General features: G+C 73.4%; 18 protein-coding genes. 13 read left to right on the top strand and 5 right to left on the bottom strand.

Annotated elements, in window-relative coordinates:
* Positions 1-31: 31 nt before the first annotated feature.
* A complete protein-coding gene (locus tag IE331_RS11390) occupies positions 32-277 on the bottom strand; it encodes a mycoredoxin (RefSeq protein ID WP_318646815.1) in 246 nt (81 codons plus the stop codon).
* A 73-nt stretch (positions 278-350) separates the two neighbouring features.
* Between IE331_RS11390 and IE331_RS11385 the strand changes: the two genes are divergently transcribed.
* From IE331_RS11385 to IE331_RS11365, 5 genes are all read left to right on the top strand, one after another.
* A complete protein-coding gene (locus IE331_RS11385) occupies positions 351-2,537 on the top strand; it encodes an ATP-dependent DNA helicase UvrD2 (RefSeq protein WP_192143555.1) in 2,187 nt (728 codons plus the stop codon).
* A 139-nt stretch (positions 2,538-2,676) separates the two neighbouring features.
* Positions 2,677-2,859 (top strand): hypothetical protein, encoded by a 183-nt coding sequence (locus tag IE331_RS11380; RefSeq protein ID WP_192143554.1) that lies wholly within the window; start codon positions 2,677-2,679, stop codon positions 2,857-2,859.
* Positions 2,860-2,989: 130 nt separating this feature from the next.
* On the top strand, positions 2,990-3,313 hold the full coding sequence (locus tag IE331_RS11375; RefSeq protein WP_192143553.1) for a WhiB family transcriptional regulator: 324 nt from the start codon (positions 2,990-2,992) through the stop codon (positions 3,311-3,313).
* 106 nt (positions 3,314-3,419) lie between these two features.
* Positions 3,420-3,572 (top strand): hypothetical protein, encoded by a 153-nt coding sequence (locus IE331_RS11370; protein WP_192144040.1) that lies wholly within the window; start codon positions 3,420-3,422, stop codon positions 3,570-3,572.
* Between the two features lie 99 nt (positions 3,573-3,671).
* A complete protein-coding gene (locus tag IE331_RS11365) occupies positions 3,672-3,833 on the top strand; it encodes a hypothetical protein (RefSeq protein WP_192143552.1) in 162 nt (53 codons plus the stop codon).
* 29 nt (positions 3,834-3,862) lie between these two features.
* Here the strand turns inward: IE331_RS11365 and IE331_RS11360 are convergent, their stop codons facing one another.
* Together IE331_RS11360 and IE331_RS11355 are read right to left on the bottom strand one after the other, a co-directional pair.
* Entirely contained in the window at positions 3,863-4,876 is a 1,014-nt protein-coding gene (locus IE331_RS11360; RefSeq protein WP_192143551.1) for a hypothetical protein, read from the bottom strand.
* 119 nt (positions 4,877-4,995) lie between these two features.
* Positions 4,996-5,154, bottom strand: coding sequence for a DUF5679 domain-containing protein (locus tag IE331_RS11355; protein WP_192143550.1), 159 nt, complete (start codon positions 5,152-5,154; stop codon positions 4,996-4,998).
* Positions 5,155-5,372: 218 nt separating this feature from the next.
* Here IE331_RS11355 and IE331_RS11350 point away from each other — a divergent pair, with 218 nt between their 5' ends.
* The 3 genes from IE331_RS11350 to IE331_RS11340 all read left to right on the top strand — a co-directional run bounded on the left by IE331_RS11350 (position 5,373) and on the right by IE331_RS11340 (position 8,239).
* Complete coding sequence (locus IE331_RS11350) at positions 5,373-6,176, top strand: enoyl-CoA hydratase/isomerase family protein (RefSeq protein ID WP_192143549.1); 804 nt, start codon at positions 5,373-5,375, stop codon at positions 6,174-6,176.
* Between the two features lie 337 nt (positions 6,177-6,513).
* Positions 6,514-7,596: a PHP domain-containing protein gene (locus IE331_RS11345; RefSeq protein WP_192143548.1), complete on the top strand. Its 1,083-nt coding sequence runs from the start codon at positions 6,514-6,516 to the stop codon at positions 7,594-7,596.
* 10 nt (positions 7,597-7,606) lie between these two features.
* Entirely contained in the window at positions 7,607-8,239 is a 633-nt protein-coding gene (locus IE331_RS11340) for a M48 metallopeptidase family protein (RefSeq protein WP_192143547.1), read from the top strand.
* A gap of 1 nt (position 8,240) precedes the next feature.
* Here IE331_RS11340 and IE331_RS11335 read toward each other — a convergent pair whose 3' ends face one another.
* Together IE331_RS11335 and IE331_RS11330 are read right to left on the bottom strand one after the other, a co-directional pair.
* The gene (locus IE331_RS11335; protein WP_201931651.1) at positions 8,241-8,783 is read right to left on the bottom strand and encodes an NUDIX hydrolase; all 543 of its coding nucleotides are present in this window, start codon (positions 8,781-8,783) and stop codon (positions 8,241-8,243) included.
* Positions 8,780-10,078 carry a zinc-dependent metalloprotease gene (locus IE331_RS11330; protein ID WP_192143546.1) on the bottom strand — a complete coding sequence of 433 codons (1,299 nt, stop codon included), beginning with the start codon at positions 10,076-10,078 and terminating at the stop codon, positions 8,780-8,782. Before IE331_RS11330 ends, IE331_RS11335 begins: the two co-directional genes overlap by 4 nt.
* Positions 10,079-10,139: 61 nt before the next feature.
* On the opposite strand from IE331_RS11330, the gene IE331_RS11325 reads away from it, so the two are divergent.
* The 5 genes from IE331_RS11325 to IE331_RS11305 all read left to right on the top strand — a co-directional run bounded on the left by IE331_RS11325 (position 10,140) and on the right by IE331_RS11305 (position 15,642).
* Positions 10,140-10,598 carry a molybdenum cofactor biosynthesis protein MoaE gene (locus IE331_RS11325; protein WP_192143545.1) on the top strand — a complete coding sequence of 153 codons (459 nt, stop codon included), beginning with the start codon at positions 10,140-10,142 and terminating at the stop codon, positions 10,596-10,598.
* A gap of 82 nt (positions 10,599-10,680) precedes the next feature.
* Positions 10,681-10,932, top strand: coding sequence for a hypothetical protein (locus IE331_RS11320; RefSeq protein ID WP_192143544.1), 252 nt, complete (start codon positions 10,681-10,683; stop codon positions 10,930-10,932).
* Between the two features lie 27 nt (positions 10,933-10,959).
* Positions 10,960-12,015, top strand: a complete 1,056-nt coding sequence (locus IE331_RS11315; protein ID WP_192143543.1) for a YlbL family protein — start codon at positions 10,960-10,962, stop codon at positions 12,013-12,015.
* 1 nt (position 12,016) lies between these two features.
* Positions 12,017-12,634 (top strand): PPA1309 family protein, encoded by a 618-nt coding sequence (locus IE331_RS11310; RefSeq protein ID WP_201931649.1) that lies wholly within the window; start codon positions 12,017-12,019, stop codon positions 12,632-12,634.
* Positions 12,631-15,642: a UPF0182 family membrane protein gene (locus tag IE331_RS11305; RefSeq protein WP_192143542.1), complete on the top strand. Its 3,012-nt coding sequence runs from the start codon at positions 12,631-12,633 to the stop codon at positions 15,640-15,642. The genes IE331_RS11310 and IE331_RS11305 overlap by 4 nt, the downstream gene beginning before the upstream one ends.
* Positions 15,643-15,760 lie beyond the last annotated feature (118 nt).

The following is a 15,760-nucleotide window of genomic DNA, read 5'->3' as shown; positions in this document are numbered from 1 at the left end:
GGCTCTGGCGACCACCTCAGCACTCGACTCCTCAGGCGAGGGCGGCCAGCTTGTCCTTGACCTGGGCCAGCGAGGGGTTGGTCTGGGCCGAGCCGTCGGCGAAGACCAGCGTCGGCACCGTCTGGTTGCCGCCGTTGGCCTGCTCGACCAGGAAGGCCGCGTCGGGCTGCTGCTCGATGTCGACCAGGTCGAACGCGATCCCCTCGCGGTCGAGCTGGCTCTTGAGACGGTGGCAGTAGCCGCACCACGGCGTGGTGTACATCGTGAAGGTGCTCACTCGGGTTGTCCCCTCAGACATCTAGGGTGGGCTGGTCACCCCGCACAACCCGACCCGCGAGGTATTTGTTCCGATGCCCTCCCCCCGGCCCGACGAGCTGCTGGCCGCGCTCGACCCCGAGCAGCGCCAGGTCGCGGAGGCGCTGCGCGGCCCGGTCCGGGTGCTGGCCGGCGCCGGCACCGGCAAGACCCGGGCGATCACGCACCGGATCGCACACGGCGTCGCCACCGGCGTCTACGCCCCCACCGAGGTGCTCGCGGTGACCTTCACCACCCGGGCGGCGGGGGAGATGCGCACCCGGCTCCGGGACCTCGGGGCCCCGGGTGTGCAGGCCCGCACCTTCCACGCGGCCGCGCTGCGCCAGCTGCGCTACTTCTGGCCGGGCGTGCACGGCACCGAGCTGCCGACGCTCACCGAGTCGAAGCTGCCGATGCTCGCCCTCGCGGTGCGCCGGCAGCGGGAGTCGGTCGACCAGGCCGGACTCCGGGACCTGGCCTCCGAGATCGAGTGGGCCAAGGTCAGCAACGTCCGCCCCGAGCAGTACGCCGCCATCGCCCCCGGCCGCGGCCGGGAGGTCACCAACCTGGACCCGGCGACGGTGGCCCGGGTCTTCGGTGCCTACGAGGACGTGAAGCGCGGGCAGGGCCGGATGGACATGGAGGACGTCCTGCTGCTGGCCGCCGCGCTGCTGGCCGAGGACGAGCGGGTCGCCGCGCAGGTGCGCCGGCAGTACAAGTTCTTCACCGTCGACGAGTTCCAGGACGTCTCGCCGCTGCAGTCGGCGCTGCTGGACCTCTGGCTCGGCGGCCGCGACGAGCTCTGCGTGGTCGGCGACCCGGCCCAGACCATCTACAGCTTCGCCGGCGCGAACGCCGGCTACCTCCGCGACTTCCCGAGCAGGTACCCCGCCACCACCGCGATCGACCTGGTGCGCAACTACCGGTCGACGCCGGAGGTGGTGGGCGCGGCCAACACGCTGCTGGCCGGCACGCCGTCGAAGGGGGTCGACCTGGTGGCGCAGCGGCCGGCCGGGCCGGGCATCGCCTACCGCGAGTACGACGACGAGGTCGCCGAGGCGGAGGCGGTCGCGGCCGAGATCCTGACGCTGCGCGACGCCGGCACGCCGCTCTCGCAGATCGCGGTGCTGTTCCGGATCAACGCGCAGTCCGAGGCCTTCGAGGACGCGCTCGCCGCCCGGGGACTGGCCTACGTGGTCCGGGGCGCGGCCCGGTTCTTCGACCGGGCCGAGGTCCGCCAGGCGATCACGCTGCTGCGTGGCTCGGCCCGGTCCGGCTCGGGCACCGGCGACCTCGTCGCCGACGTGCGCGACACCCTGGCCGGGATGGGCTGGACCGAGCAGCCGCCCACCGGGCGGGGCACCGTCCGGGACAAGTGGGAGTCGCTGCACGCCCTGGTCTCGCAGGCGGAGACGTTCCGGGCGGCGCGCGGCGCAGGGAGCGGCCCGGCGGAGGGCGACGCGGGCGGCGCGGGCGGCCCGGCGGACGCGGGCGGCCCCGCGGACCTAGGCGACGCGGGCGGTGCGGGCGACGCGGCGGGGGAGTCGGCTCCCGGGCCGGACCTCGGGGCCTTCGTCGACGACCTGGACCGACGCGCCGCCGAGCAGCACGCCCCGGTGGCCGAGGGCGTGACGCTGGCGACCCTGCACACCGCCAAGGGCCTGGAGTGGGACGCGGTCTTCGTCTGTGGCGCCCAGGACGGCTCGCTGCCGATCAGCTTCGCCTCCACCCCCGCCGAGGTGGAGGAGGAGCGCCGGCTCCTCTACGTCGGGATGACCCGCGCCCGGCGGCACCTCGCGGTCTCGTGGAGCCTGGCCCGCAACCCCGGCGGCCGGCGCACCCGCAGGCCCTCCCGCTTCCTCGACCCGTTGCGGCCCGGGGGCGGCTCGGACCGGGAGGCCGGCCGGGGCCGCGGTGGCCGGAGCGGCGGCAAGGTGCGCGGCAGGGCCGCGATGTGCCGCACCTGCGGCCACCCGCTCGCCAGCGCGGCCGAGCGCAAGATCGGCCGGTGCGCCGACTGCCCGGCCACCTACGACGTGGAGCTGTTCGAGCAGCTCCGGGAGTGGCGGCGCGGCCGGGCCGCCGCGGACCAGGTGCCGGCGTACGTCGTGTTCACCGACGCCACGCTCGAGGCGATCGCCGAGCACCGGCCCGGGAGCGAGTCCGACCTGATGCGGATCAGCGGCATCGGCGCGGCCAAGATCGAGCGGTACGGCACCGACGTGCTGGCGATCCTGGGCTGAGCAGAAGGTTTCTGCGAGAACCCCAGTTAAATCGTTTGCCGGGGTCCCGCGAGTGGCGCTACCTTGCTGTAGTCCGAGTTCACGCGCATCCACGGCCCTGGCACGGCCGGCGCCCGACGACACCGAAGGAGGTGGCCCGATGAGCAACACCACGTTCCGATTCACGGCTGACGACCAGCCGCGCATCACGCTGCCCACCTGCGCCGCCTTCGGCGCTGCTGCGCGCATCCGCGTCGATGTCCCGATGGTCGCCGCGCACGTGTCCGCTCTCGCCAAGGGAGCCGACCGGGGTGTCCCGTCCTGGAGTCCACCGACCTGTTGAGTCCACTCAGCAGTCGGCAGCCTCCAGGCCGCGGAACCCGAAGACCGGGATCCGCGGCCTTCGTGTTTCCCACGGCCTTCACCCACCAGTGATCAACACCAGCGAACAGGTCATGAGAAGAGGTGACGACATGACCACCAGCGTTCTCGAGGAGCTGTCCCGGCAGACCGGGCCGATCTCCCTCGGAGACCTGCACGCCGTGGCCGACGGGGTCGACGACGAACGCCTCCCGTGCCGGGTGCACGACCCGGAGCTGTTCTTCGCCGAGTCGCCGACCGACGTGGAGTACGCCAAGGCGCTCTGCACCGACTGCCCGGTGCAGGCGATGTGCCTCAGCGGCGCACTCGAGCGGCGCGAGCCGTGGGGCGTCTGGGGCGGTGAGCTGTTCCTTCAGGGAGTGGTGATCCCCCGCAAGCGCCCCCGCGGCCGGCCGCGCAAGGACGCCGTCGCCTGAGCCCGCCCAGTCCGCTGGGCGGCTCAGGCAGGGCGGCCGGCTCGCCCCGGCCCGCCACCACCACCAGCCGAACCGACCACAGAACTGGAGCACGACGATGAACCTCATGTCCGAGGACCTGGCCCGCGCGACGATGTCCGCGCGCCTGGGAGAGGCGCAGAAGTACCGGCAGGGCCGCAACCTGGTCGTGGCCCGCCGGCTCAGCCGGAAGGCCGAGCAGGCAGCCCAGCAGGCGCGTCTCGCGCTCGCCCGTCTCTGAGCGGGCGGCGCCCGGTGGCCCGGCACGTCGAGTGCCGGGCCACCGTCATGTCCGGGTCGTCCTCGGCGCAGCGCCGCGTCCCGGGCGTAGCGTGGCCCCATGGCGAGCACCTGCGACTTCTGCGGCCGGACCGAGGAGGGCGACCAGCCCCTGACCTGGTCGACCGCGGTCGAGAACGGCCGGCAGCGCACCTTCTGCGAGACCTGCTCCCGGGAACACCTGCGGGCGATGGAGAGCAAGCTCGACAGCGAGTGGTGGTAGCCCCGGCACCCCCGGCACGCGGGTCCCGCTCAGCCGGCGGCGTTCAGGCCCCAGGAGCAGCCGCACCCCGGGTGCGGTCGCCAGCGGGTGCGCCGCAGCTCCAGCAGCGGGTCGACGTCCACGGTGCTCGACCAGGTGCGCGGCTCCCGACCGTCGACCCAGGCCGCCACGTCCCGCGCCGCCCAGACCAGGGCGAGGTCCAGCAGGTCGTGCGGCACGGGCTCCGGCACCGGGCCGGCGTCCGGGTCCGGGTCCGGGCCGGCCTCCGGCACCGAGCCGGCCTCCGGGTCCGGCCCGCCCCCTGGGTCCGGCGGTCCCGCGCGGCGCGGGCCGCGCGCCGCGGCGACGTACTGCTCGACCACCAGCGAACGGCGCGGGTCCCGCTCGGTGTGGTGGGCGTCGACGCAGCGCAGGCAGGCGGTCCGGCCCGGCACGACGAACGGACCCACCCGGACCCGGCCCTCGACCGTGGCCACCAGCAGGTGGGGGGTGTCCGCCCGCGTCCACCCGTCCACCTCGGTGCGCGGTGGCTCGCCGCGGCTGACGTGCACCACGAGGTCGGCCGACCTCCCGGGTCGGGGGCCGACCCCCAGCCCGGCGTCGCCGAGCAGCCGGCTCAGGCGCGCGGCCTCGGCGGGCGCGCGGTCGTGACCGACCTCGACGGTGTGCCGGGCCCGGTGCGCGAGCCGGGGTCCGGTGTCGAGGGCGTGCTCGGCGAAGCGGGCCGCGCACGACTCCCGGGCCGCCCCGGCCGGCAGGTCCGCGAGCGCGAGCAGGAGGGCGTCGCCGTCGACGACCAGCGCGGCCTCGAGCAGGTCGGAGCACAGCCGGGCCAGCGCCGCCGGCAGCCGGTCGGGCGGCGGCGGCGGCTCACCGTGCCGCAGGCCGTCGAGGAGGAGCCGGGTCGCGGCGTCGTCGGGGCCGGTGACCGCGTGCGGACCGCTCAGGCCGACCTGGAGCAGTCCGTCCCGGCGGCGGGTGACCCGGACGCCGGGACGCAGCAGCGGCCGGCGCGGGAAGCCGGGATGGTGCGCGGTGGACACGGTCGCACTCTGACACGGGTCCGGGGCCGCTCGCCGGCGTCATCCACAGCCGACTGGACGACACACGAGGGTGGGCCCCGATGACCGGGGCCCACCCTCGTAGGTCGTGTGGGGTGCTGCTACTGCTTGCCGAGGATCCGGTTGAGGTTGGTGCTGCACACGGGGCAGGTGGCCTTCGCCATCCGGGTGCCCTTGTCGTTCACCTTGACCTCGCCCGAGGCCTCGCGCTTGGCCTTGCACTTGACGCAGTAGAACTCACCGCTCCAGGTCTCCGCCATGACGGCCTCCTTGCCATTTCTGTTCTCGGTCGTCGCGACGGGGGGTTGGGGAAGCCCGTCGGGGTCACGGCGGTGTTCCGCCGCGACCACTGGAACCCTACGACACGCCTGGCCCCGGACGTGGGAGGCGGTACCCGGGACACACAGGCGGGCCTGAGGCGAGAAGCAGGCGGGAAGCAGGCGGGCCCCGCCCGGATCGGCTGGATAGGGTGCCGGGCATGGTCGAGACGCCCGCGCTGCCCCACCTCCGCCTCGAGCGACCCGGCGAGGGGGTGGCGCTGCTGACGCTGGACAACCCGGACCAGCGCAACGCCATGTCGGAGCCGATGACCGACTCGTGGGTGCGGGCCGTGCAGGCCCTCGCCGAGGACACCTCGCTGCGGGCCGTGGTGGTGACCGGGGCCGGGACCGCGTTCTGCTCGGGCGGCGACACGAGCTGGATCGCCGGCGAGCCGGACGCCGGGCCGGACCGGCTGCGCGAGCGGATGCTGCCCTTCTACCGGGCCTGGCTGTCGCTGCGCCGGCTCGAGGTGCCCACGATCGCCGCGGTCAACGGACCCGCGATCGGCGCCGGGCTGTGCGTGGCGCTGGCCTGCGACCTCCGGTACGCCGCGGCCGGCGCCCGGATGGGTGCGCCCTTCGTCCGGCTCGGCATGCACCCGGGCATGGCCTCGACCTACCTGCTGCCCGAGGTGGTCGGCACGGCCGCCGCCCGGGACCTGCTCCTGACGGGTCGGCTGGTCGACGCCGACGAGGCGTTGCGGCTGGGCCTGGTCTCCCGGGTGGTCGCCGACGACGACCTGCTCGACACCGCGCTCGAGGCCGCGGCACAGATCGCCGGCAACGCACCCATCGCCACCCGCTACACCAAGGTCGCCCTGGCCGGGTCCGGGCACCCGGACCTGGAGGCCTGCCTGCAGTGGGAGGCGCTGGCCCAGCCGGTCACGCTGGCCACCGAGGACCTGCAGGAGGGGATCCGGGCCGCCCAGGAGCGGCGGCGGCCACGGTTCACCGGCCGGTGACCGGGCCCGGAGCGGTCAGAAGAGGCCCCCTGTCCGGGTCACGACACTCGCCTTCCCCTTGCCAGTGTCGTGACCACCGCCGGAGCGGTGGACCGGGGGCCTCCTCTGGCGGACACGCTAGGAGCATCGGCGGCGGGGGTCAACGGTGCCGGGTCGAGGCCTGGGGACCGGCCTGTGGACAACCTGTGGAGGAACCCGGGATTACTGTGGAGGCGTTCGGGACGAGCCTGTGGACAACCGGGGGCCGCCGCCCGGTCACCGGGCCGGTGAGCAGGGAGAACGGCCCGGTGCGGGCTGTGGAGGAAAGAATGTCGAGCGGGTGGAGAGGGAACGGGCGATGAGCGGAGCGACCACCGGCGCCGAGGGCGGCCCGGCACCCGGCCCCGTGGCAGCGCTGCGCCGGATCGCCTTCCTCCTGGAGCGGGCCCGGGAGGACACCTACAAGATCAAGGCGTTCCGCAGCGCGGCGGCCACCGTGCTGCCGATGAGCCCCGACGAGCTCGCCGCGGCCGTCACTGGGGCAACGCTGACCGACCTGCCCGGCATCGGCGCCAGCTCCGCCCGGGTGATCACCGACGCCTGGCACGGACGGGTGCCGGAGCGGCTGGCGCGGCTCGAGGCCGAGCACGCCGGGCCGCTCGTGCCGGGCGGCCGTGAGCTGCGGGCGGCGCTGCGCGGCGACCTGCACTCGCACTCGGACTGGTCCGACGGGGGCTCGCCGCTGGAGGAGATGGCGTTCACCGCCCTGGAGCTCGGTCACGACTACCTCGTCCTCACCGACCACTCGCCCCGGCTGACCGTCGCGCACGGGCTCAGCGCCGAGCGGCTGGCCCGCCAGCTCGACGTCGTGGACGCGGTCAACGACCACCTCGCGGCGGGCGGCGAGTCCGGCTTCCGCCTGCTCAAGGGGATCGAGGTCGACATCCTCGACGACGGCTCACTGGACCAGAGCGAGGAGATGCTCTCCCGGCTCGACGTCCGGGTCGCCAGTGTCCACTCCAAGCTCGCGATGGAGCCCGAGCCGATGACCCGGCGGATGGTGGCCGCCGTGGCGCAGCCCTGGACCAACGTGCTCGGTCACTGCACCGGCCGGCTGGTCACCGGCAACCGGGGCACCAGGCCGGGCTCCCGGTTCGACGCCCGGGCGGTCTTCGAGGCCTGCCTCGAGCACGACGTCGCGGTCGAGATCAACTCCCGGCCGGAGCGCCGCGACCCCCCGACGAAGCTGCTCGAGCTCGCCCGCGACGTCGGCTGCCTGTTCTCCATCGACAGCGACGCGCACGCGCCGGGCCAGCTCGACATGCTCGACCACGGCTGCGAGCGGGCCGAGCTGGCCGGGATCCCGGCCGAGCGGATCGTCAACACCTGGCCCGTCGAGCGGCTCGTGTCCTGGGCCGATCCGGGCGCCTCGAGCGGCTAGCGTGCAGGTCATGGACGGTCCCGAGGTCGAGGTGCGTCGCTCCAAGCGACGCCGCCGCACCGTCTCGGCGTACCGCGACGGGGACAAGGTGGTGGTCCTGATCCCGGCGTCGATGACCCGGGCCCAGGAGGCCGAGTGGGTGCAGACCATGGTCGGCCGGCTGCAGCGCTCCGAGCGTCGCCGGAGGCCCTCCGACGGCCAGCTGCTCAAGCGGGCCAGGGAGCTCTCCGACACCTACCTCGGCGGCCTCGCGCAGCCCGAGACGGTCCGGTGGGTCGAGAACCAGCGGTCCCGGTGGGGGTCGTGCACGCCGGGGGACCGGTCGATCCGGCTCTCCACCCGGCTCCAGGGGATGCCCGGCTGGGTGGTCGACTACGTGCTCGTCCACGAGCTGGCGCACCTGCTGGAGCACGGCCACGACGCGGCGTTCTGGGCCTGGGTGGAGCACTACCCGCGCGCCGAGCGGGCCCAGGGCTACCTCCAGGGCTACTCCGCGGCGGCGCAGCTCGGGGCACCGGGCGAGGAGCAGCCGGGCGAGGAGGGCGGGACCGGCCGGGAGGCCGGCGCCGCCGACGACGTCGAGGGCGAGACGGACCGGGCGCACGGGGCGGACGTCGAGGACGGGGCGGACGGGCGCCGCTAGCTCACAGCAGGACCTCGCGGGCGCGGGCGATCAGCACGTGCATCTCCTCCTCCAGCTCCGGGAGGCCCGACAGCGGCCACCAGCGGAGCTCGACGGACTCGGCACTGGCCCGGTGCTCGGCGCCGGGGTCGGCCAGCGCGGCGTACCGCACGTCGAGATGGGTGACCGTGCCCCGCGGGTCGCAGAAGTCGACCCGGTGCGCGTCGAGGTGGACCGGCTCCGGGTGCAGCCGGAGGCCCTTCAGCCCGGACTCCTCGCTCGCCTCCCGGTGGGCGGCGCCGGCCAGGGTGGCGTCCTGGTCCTCGCAGTGCCCGCCGAAGGCGAACCAGCGCCGGGCCTTGCGGTGCAGGTTGAGCAGCACCGCCTCCCCGTCGGCGGCCAGCACCAGGGTGCCCGCGGTCAGGTGGTCGGGGAAGCAGGAGCGCCGCACGCCGTTCGCGTGCGCCGCGAGGTGGTCGGCCATCCGACCGCGCAGTCGCTCCTGACCGGCGTCGGGGGCCGACCAGGTCCGCAGCGTGGTCAGCGCGTCGCGGTGGAGGCTCACTCTCCGGGGCGGGGGGAGTCGCCGGAGCCGTCCGGACCCTCCTCGAGCATCCGCTGGAGCGCGGCGTCGAAGTCGTCCTCCGAGAGCTCCTCGGGGGTGGCCACGTCGTCGCGGAAGCCCAGCGGGTCGTCGAGGTCGGCGGCGGTGGGCAGCAGGTCCGGGTGCAGCCAGACCGCGTCGCGGGCCTCGGTGCCCTGCCGGGAGCGCAGCGAGCCCCACAGGGTCGAGGCGTCGCGCAGCCGGCGCGGGCGCAGCTCCAGGCCGACCAGTGCGGCGAAGGTCTGCTCGGCCGGGCCGCCCGAGGCCCGGCGGCGGCGCACCGCCTCCTGCATCTTCGTCGCTGACGGCATCCGCTCGACGGTCGCCTGCCCGACGACCTCGTCGACCCAGCCCTCGACCAGCGCGAGCGTGGTCTCGAGGCGGGTCAGCGCGGCCTCCTGGGCGGGGGTCTTCGCCGGTTCGAACAGGCCGCCCTCGAGCGCCTGCTGCATGGCCGCGGGATCCATCGGGTTGAGGTTGCGGACCTGCTCCTCGATGCCGGAGGTGTCGATGGTGATCCCGCGCCCGTAGTCGGCGACCGCCGAGATCAGGTGGTCGCGCAGCCACGGCACGTGCGTGAACAGGCGCTGGTGCGCGGCCTCGCGCAGGGCCAGGTAGAGGCGGACGTCGTCGGCGGGCACGTCGAGGCCCTCCGCGAAGGCGGCCACGTTGGTGGGCACCAGCGCGGCGCGGCCGGTCGGGCCGAGCGGCAGCCCGATGTCGGAGGCGGTGAGCACCTCGGTGGCCAGGCCGCCGAGCGCGGTGCCGATCTGGCTGCCGAACATCGCCCCGCCGAGCTTGCCGAGCATGCCGATCAGTGGGCCGGCCATCTCCCGGGCCTCCTCGGGCAGCGCCGTACCCATCGCCCCCACCACGTGCTCGGCCACCGGCTCCACGAGGTGCCGCCACACCGGCTGCGTCGCCTCGAGCCACTCGGCCCGGCTCCAGGCGGCGGTCGAGGTGACCCCGGAGGCGAACTCGCAGGCCTCGTCCAGCCAGTGGTCGGCGAGCCGGACGGCGTCGGCGACGGCGTCGGACTCTCGGGTGCCGGGGGAGGGATCGGGGTGCTGGGCCACGGACTTGCGGGCCAGGTCGCCGGCCAGCGTCCAGTTCACCGCCCCGTCGTGCGGGCTCATCATCGCCTGCACCTGACCCATCAGGCCGGCCAGGTCCGGCATGCCGGCGCCCGAGAACATCTGCTCGAACGGCGTGCCCTTGAACGGGTTCTCCGGCTGCTCCCCGGGGTCGTCAGTCATGGGTCCAATTTACTCGCCCGATGGTGACCACGCGCCCCCACCCGGGGCTAGTCTCACCGGCATGGCTGACGACGCACCGCCCCCCGAGAGCCCCGCCGCGCACGCCGTACCGCTCGTCGACCTGCGCGAGACCGCGCTCGAGGTCGAGGAGGTGATCGCCGCGCTCGACGACGACACCTCCGGCGGGCTGACCCTCTTCATCGGACGGGTCCGCGACCACGACCACGGCAAGGGGGTGTCCGGCCTGGACTACTCCGCCCACCCGACCGCGCTGGCGAAGCTGCGCGAGGTGTGCGAGTCGGTCGCCGGGGGGTACGACGGCGTGCGGCTGGCCGCCGTCCACCGCACCGGCCGACTCGCGATCGGGGACGCGGCGGTGGTCGTGGCCGCCTCCTCGACCCATCGCGGCCTGGCGTTCGAGGCGTCGCGGGCCCTGATCGACCGGCTCAAGGCCGAGGTCCCGATCTGGAAGCACCAGGTGTTCAGCGACGGCACCGACGAGTGGGTCGGCACGCCGTAGACCTTGGCACGGTCGTGTGCCTGAGCCCGCGCCCCAGCGCGTCCTCAGGCACACGACGGGGATCGGGTGGCACAGTGGTCCCGTGGAGATCCTGTGGTGGCTGGCCCCGCCGGCCGTCGTGATGGTGCTGGCGATGCTCTGGGTGAGCTGGCTGGCCCGCGACGGCCGCGGCGAGGTCGATCGGGACGTCGCCGTCGAGCGGATGGCGAAGGCACTGCGCCGCGACCACCCGGCGCTCTCGCAGCGCGCTCCGACCGCGGTTCGGCCCCGTGAGCGCAGCACCGGCATCGCCGTCCGCCCCTCGATCAACCGCGAGGACCGGCGTTCTGCCTAGTTGTCGCGCAGTGAGAGGCTTGGCGCCATGACCCGGCGTTCCCTGGCCATCGTGATCTCCGTCCCCCTGATGGTGGGACTGTGGATCGCGGCTGCCCTGGTGCCGGTGCCGTACGTCACCCTCCAGCCCGGCGTCACCGTCGACGTCCTCTCCGAAGTGGGGGGCCAGGAGCGGATCCAGGTCAACGGGGCCCGCGCCTACTACGAGGACGACCAGAGCCAGATCCGGATGACCACCGTGTCGGTGACCCGGCCCAGGGACAAGGTCAGCATCTTCGCCGCGCTCAAGGCGTGGGTGGACGACGCGGAGTCGGTCGAGCCGTACGGCGCGGTGTACGACGACGAGCAGACTCCGGAGCAGTCCGACGTCGAGTCGGAGGTCTCGATGCTGACCTCGCAGGACACCGCGATCGCGGTGGCGCTGAGGGAGCTGGACTACGAGCTCACACCGACCGTCGAGGTCTACCAGGTCACTGAGGACGCGCCCGCGGACGGGGTCTTCAAGGTGCGTGACCGGATCCTGTCGGTGGACGGCGAGCAGGTCACCCAGCCCCAGCAGATCGTCGACGCCGTCAAGGCGGTCGACGCCGGGACCGAGCTGGAGTTCGTGGTCCTCCGGGGCGGCGAGCGCAAGCGGCTCACGGTGGCGCCGGAGAAGCAGGACGGACGCACCCTGATCGGGATCTGGCCGGGCTCCGGCTTCGTCTTCCCGGTCGACGTCACGATCAACATCAGCCCCGACATCGGCGGCCCCAGCGCCGGCCTGATGTTCTCGCTCGCCATCTACGACACGCTCACGCCCGGCTCGCTCACCGGCGGCCGGCCCGTGGCCGGCACCGGGACGATCGACATCGAGGGCCGGGTCGGCGGGATCGGCGGCATCCAGCAGAAGGTGGTCGGCGCACGGGACTCCGGCGCCCAGCTCTTCCTCGTGCCGGCGGCGAACTGCGAGGACGCCCTCGCCGCCCCCAACGGGGACATGCGCCTGGCCCGCGTGGAGACCATGAAGCAGGCCCGCAAGGCGATCGAGGACTTCGCCGCCGACCCGGACGCCTCCCTGCCCTCGTGTGCGGACGGCGCCTGAGATGGACGAGCACACGCAGGACACGTCCCGGGACGGGACCCATGACGAGACACCGGAGGACGCGGTGAGCGACCTGACCGACCTGACCGACCCGGCGCTGGCGGCCGCGGTGCTCGAGGTGGAGAGCCACGTCGCGGCCGACGGCTGGGACCGTCAGGCGCGGCTCTACGCGCTGGTGGACACCCACCGGCTGGTCGAGCACGAGCCCGAGCTGGCCACGGCGATGGGCCTGGACGCCTCGAGCGCGCAGGGGTCGTTCACGCCGATCGAGCAGGAGATCGGCACCGAGACGCCGCTCGAGCAGGTCCTGCAGTCGATCATGTGGCCGGCGAGCGTCACCGGCTGCGCCGCCGTGGTCGAGCGGCTCGTGCTCCCGCCGAGCGCCGACCGCGAGATCCCCGACGACGTGTCGGCCGCGCAGGCCTTCGCCGAGGACCACCCGGACCGGCAGGAGGTCCGGATCGTGGCCGGGGTGACCCGGGCCGGCGCCACCTACTGCGCGCTCCGGCTGCGCGCGCACGACGACGACCAGTCGGTCGTCGGCGGCACCGACCTGGTGCCGGAACTGCTGGAGCTGTTGGGCAACACCCTGGACATCGAGGAAGAGGGCACGGAATGAGTGGCATGTTCGAGGACGAGACCCCGGACGCGAAGGCCACGGCCCCGCCGCCGGAGCCGCCGCGGTCCCGGGCCCTGGTCATCACGATTGCGGTGCTCGTGGGCCTGTTCCTCGCCTTCACCGGCTTCGCCTCGTTCTGGACCGAGCGGCTGTGGTTCTCCTCCGTCGGCTACCAGAAGGTCTTCACGACCCTGCTGACGACCCGGGTCGGGCTGTTCCTGGTCTTCGGACTGCTGATGGCGGCCGCGGTCGCGGTGAACATGGCCGTGGCCTACCGCTTCCGGCCGATCTTCCGCCCCGCCTCGCCGGAGCAGGTGAGCCTGGACCGCTACCGGGTCGCGGTGAACCCCGTGCGCCTGTGGCTGCTGGCCGGCATCTCCCTGCTCATCGGCACGTTCGCGGGGGCCACCGCCTCGGGCAAGTGGCGGGAGTACCTGCTCTGGCGCAACAGCGAGCCGTTCGGCAGCTCGGACCCCTACTTCGAGCGGGACCTCGGCTTCTACCTCTTCGACCTGCCGTGGCTGCACTACCTCGTGGACTACGTGATGGCGGTGGCCGTGCTCTCGCTGATCGCGGCGGCCGTGGTGCACTACCTCTTCGGCGGGATCCGGCTGCAGTCCGCCCAAGACCGGTTCTCCGGCCCCGCGGCGGCACAGCTGTCGGTGCTGGTCGGGATCTTCGTGCTCGGCAAGGCGGCCGACTACTACCTGGACCGCTTCGACCTGCTCAACGAGGGCGGGGCGCTGATCACCGGGGTCACCTTCACCGACGAGAACGCGGTGCTCCCGGCGAAGAACATCCTGATGTTCATCGCGCTCATCTGTGCCCTGCTGTTCCTCGCCAACATCGTGCGCCGCACCTGGCTGCTGCCGACCGTGGGCCTGGGCCTGCTGGTGCTGTCCTCGATCCTGCTCGGCCTGGTCTGGCCGGCCGCGGTGCAGCAGTTCCAGGTCGACCCGACCGAGGCGGACAAGGAGGCGCCGTACATCGCCCGCAACATCGAGGCGACCCGCGCGGCGTACGACATCGAGGACGCGGAGATCGACGCCTACGCGGCGCAGTCCGACCTCCCGCCCGAGCAGCTGGCCGACGTCGCCATCAACAGCCCCGGCATCCGGCTGGTCGACCCGCAGGTGGTGCAGCAGACCTTCGAGCAGCGCCAGCAGGTGCGCGGCTACTACTCGGTGCCGCCGGTGCTCGACGTGGACAACTACACGATCAACGGCGAGGAGCGCGACGTCGTGCTCGCCACCCGTGAGCTGAACCAGGACGGCATCTCGTCGGGCAGCCAGAACTGGGCCAACCTGCACACCGTCTACACCCACGGGTACGGCGTCATCGCGGCGTTCGGCAACCAGCGTCCGGCCAACAACGAGACCGTGCTCACCGGCCAGGAGCCGGCGTGGGCTGAGACCGACATCCCGCCGAAGGGCGAGCTCACCGACCTGACCCCGGACGGCTACGAGGGCCGGATCTACTTCGGCGAGAACAGCCCCTCCTACTCGATCGTCGGCAAGTCGAGCGAGGACGCCACCGACGTCGAGCTCGACCTGCCCAGTGGCGACGAGGGCGCCGGCAGCGACACCACCACGACGTACGACGGCGCCGACGGCGTGGAGGTCGGCTCGTTCTTCAAGAAGGCGCTCTACGCCTGGAAGTTCGGCGAGCCGAACATCGTGCTGTCCGGCCGGGTCAACGAGAACTCGAAGATCCTCTACGACCGCGACCCCGCCCTGCGGGTGGAGAAGGTCGCCCCGTGGCTGACGGTCGACAGCGACCCGTTCCCCGCCGTCGTCGACGGTCGGGTGGTGTGGCTGCTCGACGGCTACACGACCACGGACCAGTACCCGCTCTCGGAGCGCGGCTCGTTCCAGGACATGACCACGGACGCGCTGGACACCGGCAACGAGTTCCGGACGCTGCCGACCGACGAGATCAACTACATGCGCAACGCGGTCAAGGCGACCGTGGACGCGTACGACGGCACGGTGACGCTCTACGAGTGGGACGAGGAGGACCCCATGCTGAAGGCGTGGATGGGCGCCTTCCCGGGCACGGTGGAGCCGAAGTCGGAGATCCCCGACGGGATCCTCGACCACATGCGCTACCCCGAGGACATGTTCAAGGTGCAGCGCTTCCAGCTGGCCGCCTACCACGTGACCGACGCGGGTGACTTCTACGAGGCCAACGACCGCTGGCAGGTCCCGACGGACCCGAACAACACCAGCAGCCTGCAGCCGCCGTACCGGCTGTCGGTGGAGACCCCGGACGACTCCGACACGTTCTCGCTGACGTCGGTCTACACACCGGCCAACCGTGAGAACCTCGCGGCCTTCGTCTCGGTCGACGCCGACGCCGCGAAGGACGGCTACGGCACGCTGCGGGTGAAGCGGCTGAGCTCCTCGAGCCAGATCCCCGGCCCGGGCCAGATCGCCAACCAGATCCAGTCCGACCAGGCCGTCACCCAGGCGCTGCTGCCGTACAACCGGGAGACCAACACCCGGGTGGTCAACGGCAACCTGCTGACGCTGCCGGTCGGTGACGGGCTGCTCTACGTGCAGCCGTTGTACTCGCTGCGCACGAGCGGCGACGGCAACTTCCCCGTGCTCCGCTTCGTGGCGGTCTCCTTCGGCGACGACGTCGGCGTGGGCCGCACGCTGGGCGAGGCGATCTACGACGTGCTCGGCCTGAGCGGCACGCCCAGCGACACCGACAACGGCGACGGCACGCCGCCGGACGAGGGCAACGGCGGCGGCGGTGGCGGCAACGGCGGCGGTGGTGGCGACAACGGCGCCACCGGCACGGTCGAGGAGCGGGTGCGTGGGCTGCTGAACCGGGCCGACGCGAAGTTCGCCGAGGCCGACGAGGAGCTGCAGAACGGCAACTCGGTCGGCTGGGCGCAGGCCATGGAGGAGGCGCGCGACCTGGTCGCGCGCGCGATCCGGGTCGCCAACACCGCCGACGAGGAGCCCGCGCCCGACGAGGAGCCCGCCGCCGACGGCGAGTGAGGAGGGCACGGTGGTTGAGGAGGGCCGCCAGGCCCGTCTCGAAACCAGGCGCCCCCGGTGGTTGAGGAGGGCCGCCAGGCCACCGGTGGTTGAGGAGGGCCGCCAGGCCCGTCTCGAA

It is taken from the genome of Nocardioides donggukensis (assembly GCF_014842875.1).
In the GTDB taxonomy this organism is placed as follows: domain Bacteria; phylum Actinomycetota; class Actinomycetes; order Propionibacteriales; family Nocardioidaceae; genus Nocardioides; species Nocardioides donggukensis.
This window is presented reverse-complemented; position numbering and strand designations above follow the sequence as displayed.